General features: G+C 58.5%; 15 protein-coding genes, 2 tRNA genes, 3 rRNA genes and 1 other RNA gene. 20 read left to right on the top strand and 1 reads right to left on the bottom strand.

Going from position 1 to position 23,644, the window contains the following annotated elements:
- Nucleotides 1-5: 5 nt before the first annotated feature.
- The 20 genes from mrdA (at nt 6) to SFUM_RS13335 (ending at nt 21,910) form a co-directional block, all read left to right on the top strand.
- On the top strand, nt 6-1,946 hold the full coding sequence (gene mrdA, locus SFUM_RS13430) for a penicillin-binding protein 2 (protein ID WP_011699435.1): 1,941 nt from the start codon (nt 6-8) through the stop codon (nt 1,944-1,946).
- A 52-nt stretch (nt 1,947-1,998) separates the two neighbouring features.
- Complete coding sequence (rodA, locus tag SFUM_RS13425; protein WP_011699434.1) at nt 1,999-3,114, top strand: rod shape-determining protein RodA; 1,116 nt, start codon at nt 1,999-2,001, stop codon at nt 3,112-3,114.
- Nucleotides 3,115-3,349: 235 nt separating this feature from the next.
- A complete protein-coding gene (locus SFUM_RS13420; RefSeq protein ID WP_011699433.1) occupies nt 3,350-3,775 on the top strand; it encodes a F0F1 ATP synthase subunit B in 426 nt (141 codons plus the stop codon).
- A complete protein-coding gene (locus SFUM_RS13415; RefSeq protein ID WP_011699432.1) occupies nt 3,776-4,387 on the top strand; it encodes a F0F1 ATP synthase subunit B in 612 nt (203 codons plus the stop codon).
- A complete protein-coding gene (gene atpH, locus SFUM_RS13410) occupies nt 4,384-4,935 on the top strand; it encodes an ATP synthase F1 subunit delta (RefSeq protein ID WP_011699431.1) in 552 nt (183 codons plus the stop codon). Before SFUM_RS13415 ends, atpH begins: the two co-directional genes overlap by 4 nt.
- Nucleotides 4,935-6,452 (top strand): F0F1 ATP synthase subunit alpha, encoded by a 1,518-nt coding sequence (gene atpA / locus SFUM_RS13405; RefSeq protein WP_011699430.1) that lies wholly within the window; start codon nt 4,935-4,937, stop codon nt 6,450-6,452. Before atpH ends, atpA begins: the two co-directional genes overlap by 1 nt.
- 39 nt (nt 6,453-6,491) lie before the next feature.
- Nucleotides 6,492-7,370 (top strand): ATP synthase F1 subunit gamma, encoded by an 879-nt coding sequence (gene atpG / locus SFUM_RS13400; protein WP_011699429.1) that lies wholly within the window; start codon nt 6,492-6,494, stop codon nt 7,368-7,370.
- A 43-nt stretch (nt 7,371-7,413) separates the two neighbouring features.
- Nucleotides 7,414-8,823, top strand: a complete 1,410-nt coding sequence (atpD, locus tag SFUM_RS13395) for a F0F1 ATP synthase subunit beta (protein WP_011699428.1) — start codon at nt 7,414-7,416, stop codon at nt 8,821-8,823.
- A 20-nt stretch (nt 8,824-8,843) separates the two neighbouring features.
- Nucleotides 8,844-9,248 carry a F0F1 ATP synthase subunit epsilon gene (locus SFUM_RS13390; RefSeq protein WP_011699427.1) on the top strand — a complete coding sequence of 135 codons (405 nt, stop codon included), beginning with the start codon at nt 8,844-8,846 and terminating at the stop codon, nt 9,246-9,248.
- Nucleotides 9,249-9,524: 276 nt separating this feature from the next.
- A complete protein-coding gene (glmS, locus tag SFUM_RS13385; RefSeq protein WP_011699426.1) occupies nt 9,525-11,357 on the top strand; it encodes a glutamine--fructose-6-phosphate transaminase (isomerizing) in 1,833 nt (610 codons plus the stop codon).
- 466 nt (nt 11,358-11,823) lie between these two features.
- Nucleotides 11,824-12,001, top strand: a non-coding RNA gene (gene ssrS, locus SFUM_RS22565) — 6S RNA.
- Nucleotides 12,002-12,291: 290 nt separating this feature from the next.
- Nucleotides 12,292-13,854 (top strand): ribonuclease Y, encoded by a 1,563-nt coding sequence (gene rny / locus SFUM_RS13375; protein WP_011699424.1) that lies wholly within the window; start codon nt 12,292-12,294, stop codon nt 13,852-13,854.
- A gap of 291 nt (nt 13,855-14,145) precedes the next feature.
- Entirely contained in the window at nt 14,146-15,423 is a 1,278-nt protein-coding gene (tyrS, locus tag SFUM_RS13370) for a tyrosine--tRNA ligase (protein WP_041440539.1), read from the top strand.
- Nucleotides 15,424-15,800: 377 nt separating this feature from the next.
- Nucleotides 15,801-17,362: ribosomal RNA gene (locus SFUM_RS13365) — 16S ribosomal RNA — on the top strand.
- 58 nt (nt 17,363-17,420) lie between these two features.
- Nucleotides 17,421-17,499: transfer RNA gene (locus SFUM_RS13360), tRNA-Ile, on the top strand.
- A gap of 33 nt (nt 17,500-17,532) precedes the next feature.
- A tRNA-Ala gene (locus SFUM_RS13355) sits at nt 17,533-17,608 on the top strand.
- Between the two features lie 156 nt (nt 17,609-17,764).
- A 23S ribosomal RNA gene (locus tag SFUM_RS13350) occupies nt 17,765-20,767 on the top strand.
- Nucleotides 20,768-20,848: 81 nt separating this feature from the next.
- A 5S ribosomal RNA gene (gene rrf, locus SFUM_RS13345) occupies nt 20,849-20,965 on the top strand.
- The 16S, 23S and 5S rRNA genes sit together here with 2 tRNA genes alongside, the layout of an rRNA operon.
- Nucleotides 20,966-21,282: 317 nt before the next feature.
- The gene (locus tag SFUM_RS23570; RefSeq protein WP_041440538.1) at nt 21,283-21,531 is read left to right on the top strand and encodes an AbrB/MazE/SpoVT family DNA-binding domain-containing protein; all 249 of its coding nucleotides are present in this window, start codon (nt 21,283-21,285) and stop codon (nt 21,529-21,531) included.
- Entirely contained in the window at nt 21,512-21,910 is a 399-nt protein-coding gene (locus SFUM_RS13335; protein ID WP_041440536.1) for a type II toxin-antitoxin system VapC family toxin, read from the top strand. The genes SFUM_RS23570 and SFUM_RS13335 overlap by 20 nt, the downstream gene beginning before the upstream one ends.
- Before the next feature lie 352 nt (nt 21,911-22,262).
- Here SFUM_RS13335 and SFUM_RS13330 read toward each other — a convergent pair whose 3' ends face one another.
- A complete protein-coding gene (locus SFUM_RS13330) occupies nt 22,263-23,195 on the bottom strand; it encodes a cation diffusion facilitator family transporter (protein ID WP_011699420.1) in 933 nt (310 codons plus the stop codon).
- Nucleotides 23,196-23,644 lie beyond the last annotated feature (449 nt).

The following is a 23,644-nucleotide window of genomic DNA, read 5'->3' as shown; positions in this document are numbered from 1 at the left end:
GCGGCATGCGTTTCTCCCGGGACGGGCACAACGTGACGAAAATAGAACCATGGTATCGTCGTCTCATGAATGTGAAAAAGAAGAAAGCCGATAACCTGCAGCTGCTGAACTGGGAGATGGCCGAAACGGCTTCCTTTCAGAAGCAGTACATCATTGTGGCCGGCGTGATGTTCCTCATTCTGCTGGTCTACATGGCGCGCATGTGGAGCCTCCAGGTTCTGCAGGGCGCCACCTATCGCTACCAGTCGGAGAATAACCGTATTCGGCTGGAGGACATCTCGGCGCCGCGTGGGATCATTTTCGACAAGAACGGCGTGCCGTTGGTGGAGAACCGCCCCGCCTATCACGTGCTGCTCATCAGGGAAGACGTCCAGGACCTGGATGGGACCGTCAGGGAACTGGCCCGCCTCCTCGGTCGCACCCCGGACGAGCTGTTCGCCGTTCTGGAGGCCAACCGCACCACGCCGAAATTTCTGCCGATCCGGTTGGCCGCGGATCTGGACCGTGATGCCCTGGCGCGGGTGGAGGCCCAGCGGATCAGGCTTCCCGGGGTCGTGATCCAGCTCGAGCCCAAGCGCGAGTACCGATGGAACGGTACGGCGGCGCACCTTATCGGGTATCTGAGCGAGATCACGGAGAGCGATTTGAAGCAGGAGAGCTACCAGGGTTACGTGCAGGGCGAAGATGTCGGCAAGTTCGGAGTGGAGAGCGCATTCGAGAGATTCCTGCACGGGAAGAGAGGCGGCCGCCAGATGGAGGTGGACGCCATCGGCAGAAGAATTCGGCTTTTGGACGAGTTGCTGCCGATCCCCGGAAGAAACCTGTGGCTGACGGTTGACATCGAATTGCAGAGGCTGGCGGAGAGCCTCCTGGAGGGTAAGGCGGGGGCCATCGTCGCGGTGGATCCGACTTCCGGCGCGATCCTGGCGTTTGCCTGCAGTCCCACGTTCGACCAGGAGAAGTTCGTTCGGGGTTTGAGAAAAGAGGAATGGCAGGCACTGAGCAAGAATCCCAACCACCCCCTGCTCAACCGAGGCAGCGGCGCGGCCTACCCGCCCGGTTCGACCTACAAGGCGTTCATGGCTCTTGCCGGGTTGCAGGAAGGTGTGATCACGCCCGAGACCAGCTTCAACTGTCCCGGATATTACGAGTTCGCCGGCCGCAGATACCGGTGCTGGCGGGATCGCGGTCATGGGGGAATGGCGGTCGAGCGGGCTCTCATCCAATCGTGCGACGTGTTCTTCTACCAGACCGGCATGCGCCTGGGGGTCGACCGCATCGCGCAGTATGTCTCCATGTTCGGCCTGGGGGAACGTACGGGAATCGGCCTGCACGGCGAACATCCGGGCCTCGTTCCGACGTCGTGGTGGAAGCGGCAGGCGATCGGGGTTCCCTGGCAGAAGGGGGAGACTCTGTCCATCTCGATCGGGCAGGGCTACGACCTGGCCACCCCGCTCCAGATGGCTGTCGGATATGCCGCCGTCGCCAACGGAGGGAACCTCTGGCAGCCATACGTGGTCATGCGCGTTGAGGGGAGCACCCCCGTGGAGACGGATGAGATCAAGGGAAAACTGCGGCGGACGATTCCCATCGCCAAGAAACACTTCGACCTGGTCCGCAAGGGACTGCTCGGGGTCGTGGAGGATGATCGGGGGACGGCCCACGCGGTACGGGACAAGTCTTTCCTTATGGCGGGCAAGACCGGCACCGCTCAGGTAGTGGGCGTGGCCGACGGCGCCAACCGCAAGCTGCTCGAAAGGATGGCCAAGGGCAAGACCCGGGACCACGCCTGGTTCGTGGGCTATGCGCCGGCGAACGACCCCAGGATTTCAGTGGCCGCGATCATAGAGCACGGCGGCCACGGTTCCTCCGCGGCGGCTCCCGTCGTTCAAAAGGTCATCGCCGCTTACCTGAAATCCGAATCCGCCGCGGCCCCGAGTCAATGATGCCGAGCAGGGGCTCCCGGCGCTGCGGCTTCACTGAGGATATCGCGTTTCCATGATGGACAGACGTCTGATTGAAAACTTCGACTGGTCGATCATCTGGGTGTTGCTGGGGATCATCTGCATCGGCCTGCTGAGCGTTTACAGCGCACTCTACCCGCAAATCCGGGCCAACCCCACCCACAACCTGTTCATCAAGCAGATCATGTGGCTGTCGCTCGGGTTCGGGGTCATGTTCTTCACGCTCTTCCTGGATTACCAGAAACTGAAAGCGGTGAGCTTCTGGCTCTACCTCGCAACGGTGGTGCTGCTTGCGGCCGTCCTGGTGGTGGGCAAGGAAGTCAACGGGTCGAAGCGCTGGCTGGAACTGGCCGGATTCCAGTTCCAGCCGTCGGAGCTCATGAAGATCGTGATCGTCATCCAGCTGGCCAGCTACTTCTCCACCCAGGAGATGACGTCGTATCCGCCACTGAAGAAGCTCCTGACGCCCTTGGCGTTTGTCGCCGCCCCGGTGCTGCTGATCCTTGCGGAACCCGATCTCGGCACGGCCATCTGCATCCTGGCCATTTCCGGCACGGTCATCTTCTTCATGGGGATTCGCTGGAAGTATATCCTGGCCATGATGATCGGCGTGATTCCGCTGCTGATGCCCATCTGGATGACCGTTTTGAAACCCTATCAGAAGCGGCGGATCGAAATTCTGCTTCGGCCGGACCTCGATCCGCTGGGGGCAGGCTATCACATTCGACAGTCGAAAATCGCCATCGGGTCGGGGATGCTCTGGGGAAAGGGGTTTCTGAACGGAACCCAGAACAAGCTGCATTTTCTTCCGGAGAAACATACGGACTTCATTTTTTCGGTCTGGGCCGAGGAATGGGGATTCGTGGGGTGCCTTGTTCTGTTGGTGCTGTTCGGGCTCCTGGTATTCCTGTCGCTGCGCGTGGCGCGCAGGTCCAAGGACCGCTACGGAGCCCTGCTGGTGGTGGGAATGACCGCGCTCATTCTCTGGCAGGCGCTCATCAATATCGGCATGGTCATCGGGCTTCTCCCCGTGGTTGGAATCACGCTTCCCTTCGTCAGTTACGGAGGGTCCTCCCTCATCACTCTGTGCTTCGCCATAGGCATCATCGAGAGCGTCAGCATGCGCCGTTACGTGTTTCAAACCCGTTGAAAATGCTCCTGAAAACGGGCAGGAACAATTTGTGATATTTTTAGCTTTTTTCTTGCCAAGGCTCCAAACTTGTGCTAACAGGTCGGCCATGTCACGCTTCCATACTGAGGCCATGCTTGGGTTTGTGCATTTTTTGGCTGGAAAATGCCCAATTGCCCAACATGTGCAGCAGGTCACATAAAGTTTTGGTTTTGAACACAGTGGTGTACTGCATGGAATCTAGGGAAGGGGAAAAATGATCAGCATCAATGTAACACTCATCATTCAGCTGGTGACTTTCTTGATCTTTGTTTTCCTGATGAATCTCGTCCTCTATCGTCCCATCCGCCGGATTGTCGCCCAGAGGAAGCAGTTCGTCGACGACCGGCAGACCGGTATTGATCGGCTGGAGGCGGATGCGCAGAAGTCGGTTCAGGAATTCAACGCCAGGCTTCTGGATGCCCGCAAGGAGGGACGGCAAAAGATTCAGGATCTGAAAGCGGCGGCCTATGAGCGGGAGAAGGAACTCCTGCAGCAGGCGACCGAGCAGGCCGCCGGTCGGATGCAGACGATGCGTGCCAAGGTGCAGAGTGACATCGGGCAGGCTCGCGAGCAGCTGATGACTCAGGTCCGATCCTTTTCGGTTGAGTTGGCTCAAAAGATTTTGGGAAGGAGTATCTAGATGCACGCAGGTGTGAGGGGGAAGAAGGAGAGAGCGAAGTTCGTATGGCCGCTCCTCGGTGCCGGGTTGCTCCTTGCAGCGGAGGGGGTTGCCTGGGCGAGCGGGGGGGGCGGTGAGCATGGAGGAGGCCACCTGAACTGGTCTGATTTTCTTGCCAGGACGCTTGTTTTCGTGATCACGTTTTCCATCCTGTTCAAGTTGCTCAAGAAGCCGATCGCCGGTTTTTTTTCTTCCCGGAAGGCGGAAATCCAGCGGTTGCTGTCCGAGCTGGAGCTGAAGCAGAAGGAAGCCGAGCAGAACCACGCCGAGTGCAAGGCGAAACTGGCTGCGCTCGAGGTTGAGACGAAGAAGATCGTCGACGAGTTGATTGCGGAAGGGGAAGTCGAGCGGCAGAAGATCATCGAGGCGGCCGAGAAGCAGGCCGATTACCTCCGGCAGCAGGCCGACGTCGCCATACAGCAGGAGATCAAGGCCGCCCGGGAGAAGCTCAAACTGGAGATCAGCGAACTCTCGGTGGCCGCGGCCGAGGAGATACTGCGCAAGAACATGAAAGCTAAGGATCAAGATCGCCTGGTTCGTGACTTCATGAAAAGGGTGGTGGAGGCGAAGTGAAAAACCTAATCATTGCGAAACGTTATTCCAAGGCGTTGTTCAATCTGGCCGAAGAAGGGCGGATGATTGAGCAATACGGAGAGGAGCTGGACAACTTCGTTCGGCTCCTGGGGAAGCTTCCAGAGCTGGCGGACGCCCTTCGCAATCCTTTGTTTCCGGAAGCGACCAGAAAAGCGATTTTTGCCGCGGTGGCGGAACAACTCGCGCTGACTCCCATCGTGCGCAGCTTCATCAATTTGCTGATCGTGAAGAAGCGGGTGGAGCACCTGGAGTCAATAGCGCAATACTATCACAGACTTATCGATGAATACTCCAACGTCGCCCGCGCTCAGGTCAAAGCGGCCATCGATCTGGACGAGAAGGTCATCCAGGAGATCGCCAAGACCCTGGAAAAAATGACAGGTAAGAAAATCGTCGTCGAGTTTCAGAAGGATCCGAGCCTGATAGGGGGGGTCCTGGCGCAGATTGGCGATTTTGTATTGGATGGCAGTGTGAAGCGACAGCTACTCAATTTTAAGGAAACTTTGAAGAGGGGTGCGTTAGGTTAATGGAAATCAGAGCAGAAGAAATCAGCCAGATCATCAGAGAGCAGATCAAGGATTACGAGAAGCAGGTTGAACTCAGCGAGACCGGGCGCGTGCTTTCCGTAGGTGACGGAATTGCCCGCGTCTACGGCGTCGAGAAATGCATGTCGATGGAATTGCTTGAGTTCCCTACGGAACATGGCGTGGTTTACGGCCTGGCCCTCAACCTGGAAGAGGACAACGTGGGTGTCGCCATCATGGGCGAAGACATTCACATCAAGGAGGGGTCGGAGGTCAAGCGGACGGGGCGGATCGCTTCGGTGCCCGTGGGTGACGCGGTGCTGGGGCGAATCATCGACTCCGTGGGCAACCCGGTCGACGGCAAGGGGCCGATCGAGGCCAAGGAATTTTCCCGTGTCGAGGTCATCGCTCCAGGCGTCATCGCCCGGCAGTCGGTCAACGAACCGATGTACACGGGTCTGAAAGCCATCGATGCGATGACGCCCGTCGGCCGCGGTCAGCGGGAGCTGATCATCGGCGACCGGCAGATCGGCAAGACGGCCATCGCGGTGGACACCATCATCAACCAGAAGGACAGCGGCATCATCTGCATTTATGTCGCGGTCGGGCAGAAGAAGTCCACGGTGGCCCAGGTGGTTGAAACGCTGCGCAAGCACGGAGCCATGGATTACACCATCGTGGTTGCGGCCAACGCCAGCGACCCGGCGGCTCTCCAGTACATCGCGCCTTACGCCGGCTGCGCCATGGGCGAGTACTATCGGGATAAGGGCCGGCATGCCCTCATCATCTACGACGATCTTTCCAAGCAGGCCGCCGCCTACCGGCAGGTGTCCCTGCTGCTGCGCCGTCCACCCGCGCGTGAAGCGTATCCGGGCGACATTTTCTACAACCATTCGCGGCTCCTGGAACGCGCGGCGAAGCTCAACGCCGAGCTGGGCGGCGGTTCCCTGACGGCCCTGCCCATCATCGAAACCCAGGCCGGCGACGTCTCGGCATACATTCCCACCAACGTCATTTCCATCACCGACGGGCAGATTTACCTCGAACCCAACCTGTTCTTTGCCGGTGTTCGTCCCGCCATCAACGTTGGTCTTTCCGTGTCGCGCGTCGGCGGCGCCGCTCAGACCAAGGCCATGAAGCAGGTTGCCGGTCGTCTGCGCCTCGATCTGGCCCAGTACCGTGAACTGGAAGCATTCGCCAAGTTCGGAAGCGACCTCGACAAGGCCACGCAGGCCCAGCTCAACCGCGGCATGCGCATGACTGAGCTGCTCAAGCAGCCGCAGTATCAGCCGATGCCGGCCGAGAGGGAGGTCATGTCGCTCTACGCCGGTACCCGGGGACACCTCGACAACATCCCCGTGGAGAAGGTGCTGGAATTCGAGAAAGAGATGCTTTCTTTCGTTGATCGTAAGTATCCGGAAATTCTCAGCGAGATCAAAGAGAAGAAGATCATCAGCGAAGAGCTTGACGGTAAGATGAAGAAGGCTCTGGAAGAATTTGCCGGGGTTTTTCAGGCTTAACGGCGTCACAGTCAACCGTCTAGGACAAGAGAGTGCATTATGGCAACCCTGCGGGATATCAAGAGAAAGATCGACGCCGTAAAGAAGACCTCGCAAATCACGAAGGCCATGAACATGGTGGCCGCTGCCAAGTTGCGCGGCGCTCAGCAGAACATGGAACGGTTTCATCCTTACGCCGAGAAGTTCAACGAGGTGATCGAACGGCTGGCGGAAGGGGTGGAGGATGCCGGCCAGTACGTTCTGCTCACACCGAGGGAGGAAGTCAAGAAGATCGAGCTTGTCCTCGTGACCGCGGATCGAGGTCTTTGCGGCAGCTTCAACAACAACCTGATCGTGATGGCGGAACGGTTTCTCAAGGCCAAGCAGGCCGAGGGATGCCAGGTTCGCCTCACGGCTGTCGGGCGGAAAGGCGGCGACTATTTCAGACGGCGCACTTTCGAGGTCCGGAAACGCATGACCGGCCTGCTGAACAAGCCGAGTTATGAAGATGCGGCCGTTCTGGGCCGTGAACTGATAGAACAATTCGAAATCGGGGAATGTGACGAGGTGTACGTCATCTACAGTCGTTTTCTGAGCATGGTGAGGCAGCAGGCGACGTTGATGAAGCTGCTCCCCATCGCCCCGGCCAAGAAAACGGAAGCGGAAGAAAAGGGACGTCTCGAATACTTGTTCGAACCTTCTCACGAGGCGTTGCTGACCGATCTTCTTCCCAATTACGTGTTCATTGAGATTCTGGAGAGTCTGTACCAGACGGCGGTGGGCGAGCACGCGGCGCGCATGGCGGCCATGGAGAACGCCACCAGCAACTGCAAGGAACTGGTGAAGACTCTGACCCTCACGTACAACAAGGCAAGGCAGGCGGGCATCACCAAGGAGCTCATGGACATCGTTGGCGGTGCGGAAGCCTTGAAGAAATAGGCACAGGTAACGGCTCTCAGGGCCGTAAGGAGGAAATAAGCCCATGAATTTGGGGAAAATCGTACAGGTAATCGGAAACGTTGTGGACGTCGAGTTCGGCGAGGGCAAGCTCCCTCCCCTTCTGACCGCACTGTTCGTGAGCAATCCGGGGCTCAATGACCAGGAAGACAACCTGGTGCTCGAGGTGGCTCAGCATCTGGGTGACAATGTCGTGCGCACCATCGGCATGGACCTGACGGACGGCCTGGTGCGCGGGATGCCCGTCAAAGACACCGGAAACCCGATCATGATGCCGGTCGGCGCGGCCGTTCTGGGCCGGGTGATCAACGTCGTCGGTCGGACCGTGGACGGTCTGGGACCGGTCAACACGGACACCTATATGCCCATCCATCGTACCGCTCCCGCGTTCACGGAGCAGGACACCTCGGTCAAGGTGCTCGAAACCGGCGTAAAGGTCATCGACCTGCTGGTGCCCTTCCCCCGCGGCGGGAAAATGGGCATGTTCGGCGGTGCCGGCGTCGGCAAGACCGTCGTCATGATGGAGATGATCCACAATATCGCCATGCAGCACGGCGGTATTTCGGTGTTTGCCGGCGTGGGCGAGCGAACCCGCGAGGGCAACGACCTTTATCACGAAATGAAGGATTCGGGCGTTCTGCCCCGTGCCGGCCTGGTATACGGCCAGATGACGGAGCCTCCCGGAGCCCGCGCCCGCGTGGCCCTTTCCGCGCTGACCGTGGCGGAATACTTCCGGGATGTGGAAGGCCAGGACGTGCTGTTGTTCGTCGACAACATCTTCCGTTTCACCCAGGCAGGCGCCGAAGTCTCGGCTCTGCTGGGTCGTATGCCGTCCGCCGTCGGTTATCAGCCCACCCTGGGAACCGACCTTGGCGAGCTGCAGGAACGGATCACCTCGACCACCAAGGGTTCGATCACTTCGGTGCAGTGCGTGTACGTGCCCGCCGACGACTTGACCGACCCCGCTCCGGCAACGACCTTTGCCCACCTCGACGGAACCGTCGTGCTCTCCCGGCAGATCGCCGAGCTCGGGATTTACCCGGCCGTGGACCCGCTGGATTCGACGTCCCGGATCCTCGACCCGAACGTACTCGGTGAAGATCATTACTACACGGCGCGCGAAGTCCAGCAGATTCTGCAGAAGTACAAGGATCTCCAGGACATCATCGCGATTCTGGGCATGGACGAGTTGTCGGATGAAGACAAACTGACCGTGGCACGCGCCCGGAAAATCCAGCGTTTCCTGTCCCAGCCGTTCCATGTGGCTGAGACTTTCACAGGCGTTGCCGGCAAGTACGTGAAAGTTGAGGACACGGTCAGGGGATTCAAGGAAATTTGCGAGGGCAAGCACGACGACATCCCCGAGCAGGCCTTCTTTATGGCGGGGGGCATTGAGGAAGTGCTCGAGAAAGCCAAGCAGATGTCCGCCGCGTAGGCGCGAGGAATGGTGAGCATATGGCCGAGAAAATCAAACTAGAGATTGTGACGCCGGAAAAGAAGGTCCTGAGCGAGATGGTGGACATCGTGGTTGCGCCGGGCCAGGAAGGCGAGTTCGGTGTGCTTCCGCACCACATTCCGTTTCTTTCGAAACTGAAGGTGGGCGAGCTGCGGTACCGCATTGGCCAGACCCTGCGGTGCGTGGCCATCATGGGAGGATATGCCGAAGTGCTGCCCGACCAGGTGACGATCCTCGCACCCGCCGCCGAAGAGGCCGGTGAAATCGATGTCATTCGGGCCAAGGCCGCTCGGGAGAGAGCCGAGCGCCGTCTTGCCGAAACCAAGGATCGGCTCGAATTCACCCGCGCTCAGGCCGCTCTGCAAAGAGCGGTCGCCCGCTTGAAAGTCGCCGAAAAAACCTGACGGCAATCGTTCCCCAGGTGACGCAAAAGCCCTCCCCCTCCAAGGGAGGGCTTTTCGTTTTTCTTTACTCTTTTTCCGAGGTGGTGAATAATGAGTGACTTCTAAACCGCCGAGGTGTGCGGCAAAGCCGGGACTGTCTCGAACTGCCGGCTTTGATCGTCCCTCCGGGCGAAGGGGGAGGTCCAGGGTGTATTGGAGCAACCGGATTTTCGCTTTCGCGCGATCGACCGGGACACGTTTTCGCGGCCCTTGCAGTACGCTCCAGGAGGCTCGACCATGTGTGGGATAGTTGGATATGTGGGTGCGATGGACGGAAGGGACATTCTCATCGAAGGTCTCAAGCGTCTCGAATATCGGGGCTACGACAGCTCGGGGATAGCCATGGTAGGGGACTCCGGAACCGTGGAGATCGTGCGGAGCCGCGGGAAAATAGCGGTCCTCGAGGGGAGGCTCAGGGAACGGCCCATCGCCGGAAGCATCGGCATCGCTCATACCCGCTGGGCGACACACGGCAAGCCGTCCGATGAGAACGCGCATCCGCACCGATCGGGTCCCTTTGTGGTCGTCCACAACGGGATCATCGAAAATTACGCGGAAATCAAGTCCCGGCTGCAACTCGAGGGGTTCGGGTTTTCGTCGGAAACGGATACCGAGGTCATCGTCAAACTGGTCGAGCGGGAATGGCGCTCGGGCAAGGATCACAAGCAGGCCATCGTGGATTCCCTGCGCCAGCTGCGGGGCAGTTATGCCGTGGTTTTCCTCAACGAGGCAGCCCCGGATCAGCTCATAGCCGCCCGCAAGGAAAGCCCTCTGATCCTGGGACTGGGTGAAAACGAGTATTACCTGGCGTCCGATGTGCCGGCTATTCTGCCGTATACCAGGAAAATCATTTACCTTGAGGACGGTGACGTCGTTTCGGTGTCCAGGAGCGGCTACAGCATCGAGTCCTTTGAAGGGGAGAGGCTGGAGCGGGTTCCCAGGACCATCGAGTGGAATCCGATCATGGCCGAGAAGGCCGGATACAAGCACTTCATGCTCAAGGAAATCCATGAACAGTCCCAGGCGATCATCGACACCTTTCGCAGCGCGGTGGACCTGAACCGGGGGGAGATTCGGCTGGACGACCTGAATCTTGACGGGAAAGGCGTGGCGGGGATCCGCAAGATCTGCCTCATCGCCTGCGGGACGTCCTATCACGCCTGCATGGTCGGGAAATATATGATCGAGAACATGTGCCGAATCCCGGTCGAAGTCGATCTGGGGTCGGAATTCAGGTACAGGGGACCGCTGCTCGGACAGGACACCCTGCTCGTGGTGATCAGCCAGTCGGGAGAGACGGCGGACACGCGGGCGGCGTTGCAGGAAGGCCTGGAGAAGGGCGCGGTCTGCCGGGCCATTGTCAACGTGGTCGGCAGCAGCCTGGTGCGGATGGCGGGCGGCGTGATCTATACCCATGCGGGACCGGAAATCGGTGTGGCCTCGACGAAGGCTTTCACGGCGCAGCTGGTGGCCCTCTACCTCTTCGGTCTCTACTTTGCCGTCGCTTCCGGCCGCCTCGATCGGCAGGAACTGTCCGCCTACATACAGGAGCTTATCGAGCTGCCGCGGAAAGTCTCAGACATTCTCGCGAGAAGCGAAGAGCTTTCCGGGCTGGCGCGGCGTTTCATGAATTGCCGGGATTTCCTCTACCTCGGCCGCGGCATCCTCTACCCCATAGCGCTCGAAGGCGCGCTGAAACTCAAGGAAATCTCATATATCCATGCGGAAGGCTACGCGGCGGGAGAAATGAAACACGGGCCGATCGCCCTGATCGACGAACAGATGCCCGTGGTCGTCTTGATGCAGAAGGGGCCGCTTTTCGAAAAGATGTTGAGCAATGTCCAGGAAGTGAAGGCAAGAGGGGGACAGGTGATCGCCCTGGTGGAGGGGAAAGCCGACGAACGGATTGGCCCGCCGGAAAACCGTTTCCTGATCCCGGAAAGCTCACCCTGGCTTGCTCCGGTGCTTTTCACCGTCCCCCTGCAGTTGCTGGCCTACCAGATCGCGGTTCTACGGGGCACGGACGTGGATCAGCCGCGCAACCTGGCCAAGAGCGTCACGGTGGAATAGGGTCTGGAAGCGCTGGAGATTCGGCTTGACTTGTTTTTGCTTTTCTAGCTACAATATGATTGAAATCGCGGGCTTCGATATGATCGTGATTTTTCGTTGAGGAGCCCGGGGTGCGCGACCGCAGGGCCATGGAAGCATGGCATGCGCTTTTGTGTGGAAGCGTTCAATGTTTTGTACAGACAGCGGGAAAGGCTCATTGGCACAGATCAACGCGAGCAATGGACTCGGAGAGAGGACTGACGGGAATTGGTTCTTTGCTCGAAGGCTTGGGGGCAGGCCTCGATAATTTCGCAAGATCAATGCCGCGAGGGGGAAAAACGGGTAGACGGCGGACAGGCATCAGGCAGTTGATTACGAAGAGCACCTGAGAGGTATGGAAACGGATGACGCCTGCCGGCGCGTGAAGCCGGCGAAAGAAGAAGGTCCCGGCGGTTGAGGTCCGGGGCATTGACCATATGATTTCGAACAGCCCCTGCTGTGTTTGTGATTGGGTGTACTTCCTGAGCCAACATACAAAAAACGGGAACTCCCTCTGGCTCCGGTGTGCAGGTCAGGAAACTGAAAGCCTAAAGGAGCCACGGAGTGCCCACCTTAGAACAGCGGTTCAAGGCCGGCTGTCCAACACGGCACAATGCGGGGGCGTTGTTTTATCAATCTCTCTCCGAAAAAATCCATCTCGAAAAGACCCCGGTGGAACCGGGGCTCCGGTCCTTCGGACCGGTGACCCGGGGATATCCTGCATCTTGAGCTTTTCTTCCTGACGAATGCCTGTTTCGACGGATCATGCGTGCGGCGAGCCCGACGATTGGCGAGCGCGCCGGTTGAGTGAAGGTTTTCGGGCATTCCGGCCGCGTGATTGCGCGCGTTTACCCGCCTGATCAAATTGACCGCATTGATATCTCCGGATCAATTGCGATGAAAGGAATCATATACTATGGGCTATGTGTCCGGCATACTACTTGTCCTGATCGGTCTGCTGGCGGGAGTCGGGCTCGGAGTGCTGCTCCGTCAGTACTGGTTGGAGAAACGAAATCGGCAACTCCAGGAACAGGCACGCAATATACTCACCGATGCACGCAAGGAAGCGGAGACCATCAAGAAGGAGGCGATTCTCCAGGCCAAGGACAGCCTCTTTCAAATGAAGGCCGAGTTTGAAAGGGAGACCAAGGAGAGTCGAAAGGAATTTCAGAACCTGGAAAAACGCATTCTCCAGAAGGAGGAAAATCTGGACAAGAAGTCCGAAGCCCTCGACAAGCGTGAGGGGGTGATCGGCAAACGGGAGAAAGTCCTGCAGCAGCAGGAGAAGGAATTGGAGGAAAACACGCGCGAGCTCCATATGCTGATCGAAGAACAGCGGAAGAAGCTCGAGAGTCTCTCCGGGATTTCCGCCCAGCAGGCCAAGGAAATGCTGGCACGCGCCATCGAAAACGAGGCGCGGCATGACGCGGCCCTGATGGTGAAGAAGATCGAAACCGAAGCACGCGAAACCGCGGATCGCAAGGCCAAGAACATCATTTCGCTGGCGATTCAGCGGTATGCGGGCGACTATGTGGCTGAGAAGACGGTTTCCGTCGTCAATTTGCCCAATGAAGAAATGAAGGGCCGGATCATCGGGCGGGAAGGCCGCAACATCCGGGCCATCGAGGCGTCCACCGGGGTCGACCTCATCATAGACGACACGCCGGAGGCCGTCATCCTTTCGGGGTTCAACCCCGTGCGCAGGGAGGTGGCCAGGGTCTCGCTGGAGCGTCTTATTTCCGATGGGCGCATTCACCCCGCGAGGATCGAAGAGATCGTCGAGAAAGTGAACATCGAAATCGAGAATGCGATCAAGGAATCCGGGGAGCAGGCCGCTTTCGACGTGGGAGTGCACGGAATCCATCCCGAACTGATCAAGCTGCTCGGAAAGCTCAAATACCGGACCAGTTACGCGCAGAACGTCCTGCAGCACTCCCGGGAGGTGGCTTTCCTGTGCGGCATCATGGCGGCGGAACTGGGGATCAACGAGAAACAGGCGAAGCGTGCGGGGTTGCTGCACGACATCGGCAAGGCCATCGACCACGAAATGGAGGGGCCTCACGCCACCCTGGGCGCCGATCTGACCAGGCGCTACGGCGAGGCGCCCCCGATCATCCACGCCATTGCGGCTCACCATGAAGACGTGCCCGCGGAAGATGTGCTCGCCATCCTCGTCCAGGCGGCCGACGCTCTTTCCGGTGCACGGCCGGGTGCCCGCAAGGAACTGCTCGAAACCTACGTGAAACGGCTTGAGGACCTGGAGAGAATCGCCGGTTCCTTCCCGGGAATCAACAAGGCCTATGCGATTCAGGCGGGACGGGAACTGCGGATCATCGTCGAAAGCGGACAGGTCAACGATGCCGACGTGGTGCTGTTGAGCCGGGATATCGCCAAGAAGATCGAGGGCGAACTGACGTATCCGGGCCAGATCAAGGTGACGGTGATACGGGAGACCCGCGCCGTCGAATATGCCAAGTAGAGCCCGCGCGGGGTACGCCATTCCAGTGGAGTCATTTTAAGGGGGCACGGCTGCTTGCCGTGCCCATTTTCGTAAAGGTGGCCGGCGGTCCGGTACAAAGGTCGCAAACAACAGTCTGATACGAGGTTGCGTTCAAGATGACGGTATTGAGAGGAGTGCATAAAGCCCTTCCCTGCGTCTGACCGGCACAATCGGCCCGCAGCAAGGGGCGGGGTTTACCCCCGCCCGCGTCGCCTCCCGCTGGGCAGGTGTTGTGCAATCTTGAGCGCACCTCGATATGAGGTGTCGGGAGTGGAAAACGTTTTTGATGTTCTGAACGAAAGAGGGTTCGTGGCTCAGGCGTCGGACGTCGAGGCGCTGAGGGAGCGTCTGGGGCGGCCCACGAGTTGCTACATCGGTTTCGATCCCACAGCGGACAGTTTGCACATCGGGAGTATGGTGCCGATCATGGCCCTGGCCCACATGCAGCGGTGCGGGCATCGTCCCCTGGTATTGGTTGGGGGGGGCACGGGACTGGTGGGAGATCCGAGCGGAAAGACCGAAATGCGCCGAATGCTCACCGCGGAGCAAATCAGGGGCAATGTGGATGCGTTGAAGGCTCAGCTTTCCCGATTCTTGGAATTCGGTGACGGCAAGGCGCTCATGCTCAACAATGCGGACTGGCTTTTGGACTTGCGCTACATCGAATTTCTGAGGGACATCGGCCGACATTTCAGCGTCAATCGCATGCTTGCCGCCGAGAGCTACAAAATGCGGCTGGAAACCGGACTGAACTTCATCGAATTCAACTACATGCTGCTGCAGGCCTATGATTTTTACCACCTGGCCGAGGAATACGACTGCGTTCTGCAGATGGGCGGCAATGATCAGTGGGGCAACATCGTGGCGGGAATCGAGCTGATTCGGCGCAAGAGCGGCCGGGAGGCCCACGCGATCACCTTCCCGCTGCTCACCACGGCCTCCGGCGCGAAAATGGGCAAGACGGCGGCGGGTGCCGTGTGGCTGAGCGCTTCGAGGACTTCGCCCTTCGACTACTACCAGTACTGGATCAACACTGACGATCGCGACGTGGTGAGGTTTCTGAAGCTGTACACGTTCCTGCCCCTGTTGGAAATCGCGGCGGTTGAGGGTTTGCAGGGGCAGGAGCTGAATGCGGCGAAAACCGTTCTCGCCTACGAGGCCACTTTGCTGACTCATGGCAGGGAGAATGCCTTGGCTGCCTGCGAGGCGGCAAGCGGCGTATTCGGCAGGCGCCGGCTGGCTCCCGATCTGCTGCCGTCCAGCGGAATCCCGAGGGATGTCCGGGACGAAACGCAGGCGGTGCCCACGACGGATGTGGAGAGGCATCGGCTGGAGGAAGGCATTCCGGCGTTTGAATTGTTCGCCGAAACGGGGCTTTGCGAATCGCGGAGCGCTGCCCGGCGCTTGATTCAGCAGGGCGGCGCCTATGTCAACGACATGCGTCTGCGGGAATTTGATCTGCGCATCGGAGTCAGCCACCTGAGGCACGATGGGATCCTGCTGAAGGCGGGCAAGAAGAAAATTCATCGCGTTCGTGCGATGAACTAGCCGTTTTGTGATTGACACCCTCGGGTGGCTTTGGTATATATCGCGGGCTTTCGCGGAACGCGCGGTGAATGTGAGCCGCGCGGGAGCGGGGTGGCTGGCCGGTTTGGGAAGTTGGAACCGGGGGTCGACTGAGCAGTCCGGAGTGATTATTTTACTAAAGGTGGGAAAGATTTGCTCCGGAAAGCGCGCGTGAGCTTGGTGTTTCGAGCCGCGAGAAGGAATCCGGCGTGTAGATTTGCACGTTGGGTTCTTCAAAAAGTCGCTTGACAATGCAAGTTGAACGGTGTAGATTGAAAAGTCCCTGAGCGGGAACGAGTCTGTTCTTTGGAAACTAAATAGTGGGTAAGGTGCTGGGCCTAGAGAGAGATTTAAGGGATAAACTGGAGAGTTTGATCCTGGCTCAGAATAAACGCTGGCGGCGTGCCTAACACATGCAAGTCGAACGAGAAAGCCTTAATCTTCGGATGGGCGAGTAAAGTGGCGCACGGGTGAGTAACGCGTAGGTAACCTACCCCCGGGACCGGGATAACAGTGCGAAAGTGCTGCTAATACCGGATACGATTGTGGAGCGGGAGCTCTACGATGAAAGTCGGCCTCTCAGAGAAGCCGATGTTCGGGGATGGGCCTGCGTCCTATCAGCTGGTTGGTAGGGTAACGGCCTACCAAGGCGACGACGGGTAGCTGGTCTGAGAGGATGATCAGCCACACTGGCACTGGAACACGGGCCAGACTCCTACGGGAGGCAGCAGTGAGGAATTTTGCGCAATGGCCGCAAGGCTGACGCAGCAACGCCGCGTGGGTGAAGAAGGCCTTCGGGTCGTAAAGCCCTGTCAGGTGGGAAGAACACCATGGGGACGAATAAGCTTCATGGCTGACGGTACCACCAGAGGAAGCACCGGCTAACTCCGTGCCAGCAGCCGCGGTAATACGGAGGGTGCGAGCGTTATTCGGAATTACTGGGCGTAAAGCGCGTGCAGGCGGTTTGGCAAGTCTGATGTGAAAGCCCCGGGCTTAACCTGGGAAGTGCATTGGAAACTGCCGGACTTGAGTACTGGAGAGGAAGGGGGAATTCCCGGTGTAGAGGTGAAATTCGTAGAGATCGGGAGGAATACCAGTGGCGAAGGCGCCCTTCTGGACGGTTACTGACGCTGAGACGCGAAAGCGTGGGGAGCAAACAGGATTAGATACCCTGGTAGTCCACGCTGTAAACGATGAGCACTAGGTGTAGCGGGTACTCATTCCTGCTGTGCCGCAGCTAACGCGTTAAGTGCTCCGCCTGGGGATTACGGTCGCAAGACTAAAACTCAAAGGAATTGACGGGGGCCCGCACAAGCGGTGGAGTATGTGGTTTAATTCGACGCAACGCGAAGAACCTTACCTGGGCTTGACATCCCCGGACGGCCCTGGAAACAGGGATTTCCCCTTCGGGGGACCGGGAGACAGGTGCTGCATGGCTGTCGTCAGCTCGTGTCGTGAGATGTTGGGTTAAGTCCCGCAACGAGCGCAACCCTTGCCTTTAGTTGCCATCATTGAGTTGGGCACTCTAAAGGGACTGCCGGTGTGAAACCGGAGGAAGGTGGGGATGACGTCAAGTCCTCATGGCCTTTATGCCCAGGGCTACACACGTACTACAATGGGCGGTACAAAGGGAAGCGAGCCCGCGAGGAGGAGCCAACCCCAAAAAGCCGTTCACAGTTCGGATCGGAGTCTGCAACTCGACTCCGTGAAGTTGGAATCGCTAGTAATCGCGGATCAGCATGCCGCGGTGAATACGTTCCCGGGCCTTGTACACACCGCCCGTCACACCACGAAAGTCGGCTGTACCAGAAGTGCGTGGGCTAACTTTTCGGAGAGGCAGCGTACCAAGGTGTGGTCGGTAATTGGGGTGAAGTCGTAACAAGGTAGCCGTAGGGGAACCTGCGGCTGGATCACCTCCTTTCTAAGGACGAGAAAGGTTTGGCACCGAACCCGCTGTTTAGTTTCGAGGGAGCAGGCGTGGGCCTATAGCTCAGATGCGGTTAGAGCGCACGCCTGATAAGCGTGAGGTCGGAAGTTCAACTCTTCCTAGGCCCACCAGGACAGCCCCCGGAGGGGGGAATTTGGATTGAAGGGGGTGTAGCTCAGCTGGGAGAGCGCCTGCCTTGCACGCAGGAGGTCATCGGTTCGAGCCCGTTCACCTCCACCATTGAGGATTGGATTGCGGGCTGGAGGATTCCAGCCCGGAATTCAGGTCTCAAGGAAGCAAGGGATACTGAAGGGTCTTTGACAACCGAATAGGGGTTTTTGACGAAAAGCGTTGTAGGCCTGGTTTTGACCGGTTGCCTCGAGGGATCGGGGGAATGGTCAAGCTAGGAAGGGCAGACGGTGGATGCCTTGGCGCTGAGAGGCGAAGAAGGACGCGGTCAGCTGCGAAAAGCTTCGGGGAGCCGCTAAACAGGCTTTGATCCGGAGGTGTCCGAATGGGGAAACCCGGTCCCGGTAATACGGGATCACCCGGCACTCGATTGTGGGCTCAAAAAGGGAGGACTTTGAGCCCAGAGTCGAGTGTCGGGGGCGAACCCGGGGAACTGAAACATCTCAGTACCCGGAGGAGAAGAAATCAAGCAGAGATTCCGCAAGTAGCGGCGAGCGAACGCGGAGGAGCCCAAACCCGGGTCAAATTGATCCGGGGGTTGTAGGGCCCCGATATGGGATGTGAGAGGGTAGCGGAAGGATCTGGAAAGGTCTTCCACAGAGGGTGAGAGGCCCGTACGCGAAACTCCGACACACCCTAGGGGAACCCTGAGTACCGCGGGGCACGAGGAATCCCGCGGGAAGCCGGGAGGACCATCTTCCAAGGCTAAATACTCCTCAGCGACCGATAGTGAACGAGTACCGTGAGGGAAAGGTGAAAAGCACCCCGGGAGGGGAGTGAAAGAGTACCTGAAACCGTTTGCCTACAAGCAGTGGGAGGACGATGAATTCGCTTCGGCGGGTTCAGTCTGACCGCGTGCCTTTTGCATAATGAGTCAGCGAGTTACTTTCTGCAGCGAGGTTAAGCCGAGCGAGGTGGAGCCGGAGCGAAAGCGAGTCCGAACAGGGCGGTTGAGTTGCAGGGAGTAGACCCGAAACCAGGTGATCTATCCATGGCCAGGGTGAAGTCCCGGTAACGCGGGATGGAGGCCCGAACCGAAGAAGGTTGAAAACTTCTCGGATGAGCTGTGGATAGGAGTGAAAGGCTAATCAAACCTGGAAATAGCTGGTTCTCCCCGAAATGCATTGAGGTGCAGCCTCGAAGTGAGAATAACGGAGGTAGAGCGCTGGATGGGCTAGGGGTCTTACCGGATTACCAAACCCAACCAAACTGCGAATGCCGTTATGTCGTCTTCGGGAGTGAGACTGCGGGAGATAAGTTCCGTGGTCGAGAGGGAAAGAGCCCAGACCGTCAGCTAAGGTCCCGAAATAGATGCTAAGTGGGAAAGGATGTGGGGACGCACAGACAACCAGGAGGTTGGCTTAGAAGCAGCCATCCTTTAAAGAAAGCGTAACAGCTCACTGGTCTAGTGTGCCTGCGCCGAAAATGTAACGGGTCTTAAGCATCTTACCGAAGCTGCGGCTTGATTCCTTAAGGGATCAGGGGTAGGGGAGCATTGCGGCATCCGTTGAAGGCGTACCGAGAGGAGCGCTGGAGGTCCCGCAAGAGATTATGCTGACATGAGTAACGATAAAGCGGGTGAGAATCCCGCTCGCCGTAAGCCTAAGGTTTCCTGGGTAAAGGTCGTCTGCCCAGGGTTAGTCGGTCCCTAAGCCGAGGCCGAAAGGCGTAGGTGATGGGAAACAGGTTAATATTCCTGTACCACCGAGCCGGCGTTTGAGTGATGGGGGGACGCAGAAGGGTAGGCCATCCGGGTGACGGAAGTCCCGGTATAAGCCCGTAGGCGGAGGTTCCAGGCAAATCCGGAGCCTTTTTAACGCCGAGAGGTGATGTGGAGGGAGCAATCCCGCAAACTGGTTGATCCCAAGCTGCCAAGAAAAGCCTCTAGCGAGTTGGCCAGGTGACCGTACCGCAAACCGACACAGGTAGGCGAGGAGAGAATCCTCAGGCGCGTGAGAGAACCCTGTTTAAGGAACTCGGCAAAATGACACCGTAACTTCGGGAGAAGGTGTGCCCTCATCAGGTGAAAAGACTTGCTTTTGGAGCCGAAGGGGGTTGCAGAGAAGAGGCGGTAGCGACTGTTTACTAAAAACACAGGACTCTGCTAAATCGCAAGATGACGTATAGGGTCTGACGCCTGCCCGGTGCTGGAAGGTTAAGGGGAGATGTTATCGCAAGAGAAGCGTTGAACCGAAGCCCCAGTAAACGGCGGCCGTAACTATAACGGTCCTAAGGTAGCGAAATTCCTTGTCGGGTAAGTTCCGACCTGCACGAATGGCGTAACGACTTCCGCGCTGTCTCAAACAGGGACTCAGTGAAATTGCAGTCTCGGTGCAGATACCGAGTACCCGCGGCTAGACGGAAAGACCCCGTGCACCTTTACTACAGCTTGGCATTGGATTTTGGGCGTGTATGTGTAGGATAGGTGGGAGGCGGTGAAGTGGGGGCGCCAGCTCTCATGGAGCCAACCTTGAAATACCACCCTTATGCGTTTAGAGTTCTAACCCGGGTCCGTAAACCGGATCGGGGACAGTGCCTGGTGGGTAGTTTGACTGGGGCGGTCGCCTCCAAAAGAGTAACGGAGGCGCGCGAAGGTTCCCTCAGGCTGATTGGAAACCAGCCGTAGAGTGTAAAGGCATAAGGGAGCCTGACTGTGAGAGAGACATCTCGATCAGGGACGAAAGTCGGTCTTAGTGATCCGGCGGTTCCACATGGAAGGGCCGTCGCTCAACGGATAAAAGGTACGCCGGGGATAACAGGCTGATCTCCCCCAAGAGTTCACATCGACGGGGAGGTTTGGCACCTCGATGTCGGCTCATCGCATCCTGGGGCTGGAGCAGGTCCCAAGGGTTCGGCTGTTCGCCGATTAAAGCGGTACGTGAGCTGGGTTTAAAACGTCGTGAGACAGTTTGGTCCCTATCTACCGTGGGCGGAGGAATTTTGAGGGGATCTGTCCCTAGTACGAGAGGACCGGGATGGACGAACCTCTGGTGTACCAGTTGTCCCGCCAGGGGCAGCGCTGGGTAGCTACGTTCGGAAGGGATAACCGCTGAAAGCATCTAAGCGGGAAACCCACCCCAAGATGAGAATTCCCCTCCGGAGCGATCCGGACTGAAGGCTCCTCGTAGACTACGAGGTTGATAGGTCGGGTGTGTAAGCGCAGCAATGCGTTGAGCTAACCGATACTAATGGGCCGTGAGGCTTGACCATACCTCCCTCTCGGGACAACGGATCAAGACCGGGCCGCACGCGAATCAAAACCCCTGTTCGGTCACCCCCATAACCATTTGGGGCGGCGGTAAGAGCGAGGAGGAAACACCCGTTCCCATCCCGAACACGGTCGTTAAGCTCCTCTGCGCCGATGGTACTGCGCGGGAAGCTGCGTGGGAGAGTAGGGCATCGCCGCCCCAATCCTTTTTTAACCCCCCCTCTACAATTCCCCCTGCAAAACGTTCCCCTGCCCCGCGGCTTCTCCCCCGCGTATCGCCCGACAGGCTGTTTTCGCCGCATTCCCCCAGCACTGCTTCGTCGTATAGGTGCCATGTCCATGCGTGTGAGGTCAGAGGATTATGGGACCGCGTGTGCGGAATTCCAACCGCGATGCAACCGGGAGAATTCTTGGCCGGCGTTTTTCAAGCGGGATTGGAACGGTGGTTTACTGCCATACCCTTTTCTGTTATACTTGGCGTGAGAATGTAAGTCAAAATCAAGGAGGTAAGACAAGAGTGCCGGTGGTAAAAACATCGTCCAAGGGTCAGATCGTGATTCCCAAGGAGCTTCGCGAAAAACTGGGAATAGGGGCAGGCAGGAAGCTGCTGCTTCGCCTCGTGGGGAATCACATGGAGATCGTTCCGCTGCCTGATGAGCCTGTGAAGGCTTTGCGAGGAATACTAAAGGCTGAAACCTCGCTGGCTGCGGAGTTGCTGGAGGAAAGAAGGAGGGATGACGCCATTGATGAAAAGCGTCACGTTTGATTCCCACGCCATTATGAAGTTTGCTCAGGACGAAGCGGGGGCGGACCGGGTGGAAGAACTCCTGCGCGCGGCCGAAGAGGGACGGGTGCGCGCCTGCGTGAACGAGATCAACCTGGGAGAAGTCTACTACATCACCATGAGGAGACTGGGCACCGAGTCAGCCAGGCGTTTTCTGGAGCAGTTTTCCACCCTGGCGGTGGAAAGGGTGGCGGCCTCGTGGGAAATCATCGAGTCCGCTGCTGAGTTGAAGGCGCGTCATGCTCTTTCCTACGCGGATTGCTTCGTCGCCGCCACTGCACTCAGGCGCCAGGCTTCCGTAGTGACTGGAGACCCTGAATTCAAGAAGGTTGAGCACCTGGTCCAAATTGAATGGATATGAGCCAAACGGGTCAATTTTTTCGGCTGGGTCGGCCCCTTCAAACCGACTTTCTTGCCAAGTAAACACATTTGGCCCCGATTTCTGTAAGTGCCCCTGGATTTCATACGGGTTTCCAGCCCCGCAACCTCTCAAAAACTCAAAAAGCTTGAAGAAGAGCTCAAAAGCCGGCCCGGCCGGCGACTGCCGGATGGGCTATCGACCTTCTGGCCTCCGGCAGGTACAAGCGCCACCTTACGATTGACAAACAGGGGCGCATCCGGCCTCGAAAGCCCTCTTGAACGCGGTTCTGCCGGCTTTACCCGCTTGACTTCCCATTGGTGGGCCAGGGGGAGCGGGCAGAGCCCGCCCTGTGTCATTCCCTCTCGGGCGAGCCGCTTCCGCGGCGTGAGCCGTGAGGTTTCCATGGCTCGATGTGGATGGTGACGATCACTCCTTGGTATCGCTCCTGAATGGCCTGTGTGATGACGTCGGCGATGCAGTGCGATTCCCCCACCGTCATTTCGGAGTCGACGAGGATCGTCAGCTCCACGAACCGGGTGGAACCCGCCTTGCGGGTTCGAAGACGGCGCACCCCCCTGATATTTGGGGCGTGCTCGGAGATTTGCCGCCGGATGATCGATTCCTCTTCCGAAGGGAGGCTGACGTCCAGGAGGTCCCGGGCTGATTTGAGGGTCAGATCGAGAGCTGCCTTGATGATGAGCACGGCCACGCCGATAGCGGCCACGGGGTCCACCCAGCCCAGTTCCACAGTGGGAAAATAGATGCCCCCGATCCAGATGATTCCAAGTCCGGCCATGACACCCACCGAGGTGTAGACATCCGTGCGCAGATGCCACGCGTCGGCTTCCAACGCCACGGAATCCGTTTCCCTCGCCACTCTGAAGAGCATCCTGGACACAATGACGTTCACCGCTGCGGAGAGCAGCATGATGCCCACGCCCAATGCCGCGACGCCAATGGGTTCGGGATGCCGCAGTTTCTGGACGGATTCACGGACGATCCATGCCGCGGCCAGAAAAATGAGCAACGCTTCCACGGTACCGGAGATGTTCTCGAATTTGCCGTGCCCGAAAGGGTGCTTCCGGTCGGGAGGCCTTCCGGAGGTTCGTACGGCAAGATAGGCGATCGCGGCGGCCAGCAGATCGACACCCGAATGGATGGCTTCGGAGATCACGGAAACCGATCCGATGTAAACGCCGACCACGATCTTCAGCGCCACGAGGGTGGCGTTGGATAAGACGGAAATCATGGCGGCTCTGGATTTTTTCCTGTGCGTGCTCTTCATCCTACGCCTTTGGGCCACGAGTCGTGCAGGGGGATGATACCTCCCCGGGACCGCTTCCTCGATAAATCGTCAGGCGCGGAGCGTGTCCGCGGCATCGCGCGGCGGCCGGCGGCAGATTCCCGGTCGCCTTTCGAGCGTCAGGCCTTTCCAAGGCCGCATTCCGTGTTGTGTTTCTCGAATCCGCAGAATCCGGCTGGAGGTGCCTGAAAAGAAACCATTCAAGACTATATCGGACAGGGCGCCGTGCCAAGCTTTAATGATATGGAACGCGGAAAGATCGAAGACCCCTCGCGGAGGCGGCCGGCGCATCCCGCGAGCGCACAGGAGCGGCGGGAAAAAGTCGTGACGTCTGGCGGAGACCGCCGTTCCCGCCGGGCACCCCCATGACGGCGTCGCTTTCCGACCGGCGTGAATGGAGCCCGATTTGCACGAAAGGCCTCGCCCCGCCG

The organism is Syntrophobacter fumaroxidans MPOB (assembly GCF_000014965.1).
Taxonomy (GTDB): Bacteria; Desulfobacterota; Syntrophobacteria; order Syntrophobacterales; family Syntrophobacteraceae; genus Syntrophobacter; species Syntrophobacter fumaroxidans.
The sequence above is the reverse complement of the archived record's forward strand: the minus strand, read 5'-3'. Positions and strand labels throughout refer to the sequence as shown.

Excerpts from the sequence above, each read along its gene's own strand:
- SFUM_RS13330 (WP_011699420.1), bottom strand. The coding sequence starts at position 23,195 with ATGAAGAGCACGCACAGGAAAAAATCCAGAGCCGCCATGATTTCCGTC.
- atpG (WP_011699429.1), top strand. The coding sequence starts at position 6,492 with ATGGCAACCCTGCGGGATATCAAGAGAAAGATCGACGCCGTAAAGAAG.
- SFUM_RS13390 (WP_011699427.1), top strand. The coding sequence starts at position 8,844 with ATGGCCGAGAAAATCAAACTAGAGATTGTGACGCCGGAAAAGAAGGTC.
- glmS (WP_011699426.1), top strand. The coding sequence starts at position 9,525 with ATGTGTGGGATAGTTGGATATGTGGGTGCGATGGACGGAAGGGACATT.
- atpA (WP_011699430.1), top strand. The coding sequence starts at position 4,935 with ATGGAAATCAGAGCAGAAGAAATCAGCCAGATCATCAGAGAGCAGATC.
- SFUM_RS13415 (WP_011699432.1), top strand. The coding sequence starts at position 3,776 with ATGCACGCAGGTGTGAGGGGGAAGAAGGAGAGAGCGAAGTTCGTATGG.
- SFUM_RS13420 (WP_011699433.1), top strand. The coding sequence starts at position 3,350 with ATGATCAGCATCAATGTAACACTCATCATTCAGCTGGTGACTTTCTTG.
- mrdA (WP_011699435.1), top strand. The coding sequence starts at position 6 with ATGCGTTTCTCCCGGGACGGGCACAACGTGACGAAAATAGAACCATGG.
- rodA (WP_011699434.1), top strand. The coding sequence starts at position 1,999 with ATGATGGACAGACGTCTGATTGAAAACTTCGACTGGTCGATCATCTGG.
- atpD (WP_011699428.1), top strand. The coding sequence starts at position 7,414 with ATGAATTTGGGGAAAATCGTACAGGTAATCGGAAACGTTGTGGACGTC.
- rny (WP_011699424.1), top strand. The coding sequence starts at position 12,292 with ATGGGCTATGTGTCCGGCATACTACTTGTCCTGATCGGTCTGCTGGCG.
- SFUM_RS13335 (WP_041440536.1), top strand. The coding sequence starts at position 21,512 with ATGAAAAGCGTCACGTTTGATTCCCACGCCATTATGAAGTTTGCTCAG.